The sequence below is a fragment of the Ferrovibrio sp. genome (genome assembly GCF_002796975.1).
Classification (GTDB): Bacteria; Pseudomonadota; Alphaproteobacteria; order Ferrovibrionales; family Ferrovibrionaceae; genus Ferrovibrio.
Window position 1 is genome coordinate 1 of sequence record NZ_PEKV01000027.1, and the last position, 1524, is coordinate 1524.

At 60.7% G+C, this 1524-nt stretch carries 1 protein-coding gene; it reads left to right on the forward strand.

The genetic code is table 11. The annotated features are described in order from the left end of the window. Positions 1 to 143: 143 nt before the first annotated feature. Entirely contained in the window at positions 144 to 1499 is a 1356-nt protein-coding gene (locus CTR53_RS20935) for an IS701 family transposase (RefSeq protein ID WP_290818368.1), read from the forward strand. Positions 1500 to 1524: the final 25 nt, after the last annotated feature.

Sequence of the window (1524 nt, forward strand, 5' to 3'; positions counted from 1 at the left end):
TTCTACTTTGTCAGATTCATGTATTTGATTTTTATCAGTAAATGAAGATAATCCGACCTGGATCAAAAGACAAGACCTGATGGAGTAACGTATGAAAGAAGTATCGTCGGACGTGATAAAAAAACTCGGTTACTGACGCCGGGGTGGGGTTGCTGGCCGGGATCGGTCAGCGCTTCCTGGACTTCTGCGACCGCTTCGGCGGTCACTTCCGCCAGAGGACCCGAACGGTCGAGACGGCGGCTCGGCACTATGTCCGGGGTTTGCTGCAAGCGGAAACCAAGAACATGGAACGGATGGAGGAGGCGATTCCCGATGCGGACCATCAAGCGCTACAGCATATGTTGAGCGAGTCGGCTTGGTCCGAGCGGGCGGTACTGGATCACGTGGCCCAAGAGGCCAACCGGCTCTTGGGGGGACACGCCGATAGCGCCCTGCTGATCGATGAGAGCGGCTGTCCGAAACAAGGGACCCACTCGGTGGGGGTGGCCCGCCAGTGGTGCGGGCAGTTGGGCAAAGTGGAGAACTGCCAGGTCGGGGTGTTTGCCGCGCTGAGCCGGGGCACGGGCGTGACCTTGATCGACGAACGGTTGTTTTTGCCGGAGGCGTGGACGAACGACCCGGCGCGCTGCCAAGCGGCCGGCATTCCCAAGATACAGCGCGGTTTCCAGCGCAAAATCGACTTGGCCCTGGCGATGATCGCCCACGCCCGCCAGCAGAATATCGGTTTTGCCTGGGTGGGCTTTGATGGCTTCTATGGCAGTGATCCGACCTTCCTGCGCGCCCTCGACGCGCAAGGAGAGATCTTCGTCGGGGATGTGCACAAGGACCAGCGGATTTATCTGGACGATCCGCAGCCGATCGTCCCGCCAGCCAAAACGACCCACGGTCGTCACCCGACCCGCCCGCGGGCGCAAACCCTGGCGGTGCGAGTCGACCTCTGGACCCAGCAGCAACCGGCCACCGCCTGGCCATCGGTCACCTTGCGCGCCGGCACGAAAGGCCCGTTGCGAGTGGAAATCCTGCATCGACGGGTGTGGCTATGGGATGGTGAGGAAGCCCAGGCCCGGCCATGGCACTTGATCGTGCGCCGGGAGATCGACACGCCGACCGAGATCAAATACAGCCTCAGCAACGCCCCGGCGGACACGCCGGCACCCCGGCTGGCCTTCATGCAAGGGCAGCGCTATTGGATCGAACGCGCCTTGCAACAAGGCAAACAGGATGTCGGGCTGGGCGACTACCAGGTCCGGGGTTGGCGGGGCTGGCACCATCACATGACGCTGGTCATGATGGCCATGCTGTTTCTATTGGAAGAGCGTCAACTGCATCAGCAGACCCGACCGTTGCTGAGTGGCACGGATATCCGCGCGTTGTTGAACCAGTTCCTTCCCCGACGGGATACCACCTTGGAGGAGATCCTCCGCCAGATGGAAGTCCGCCACCGAAAACGACAGGCCGCCATCGATTCGGCCTATCGCAAACAGCAACTTAACGAATAGTGACAGGTGTTCTGACAAAGTAGAA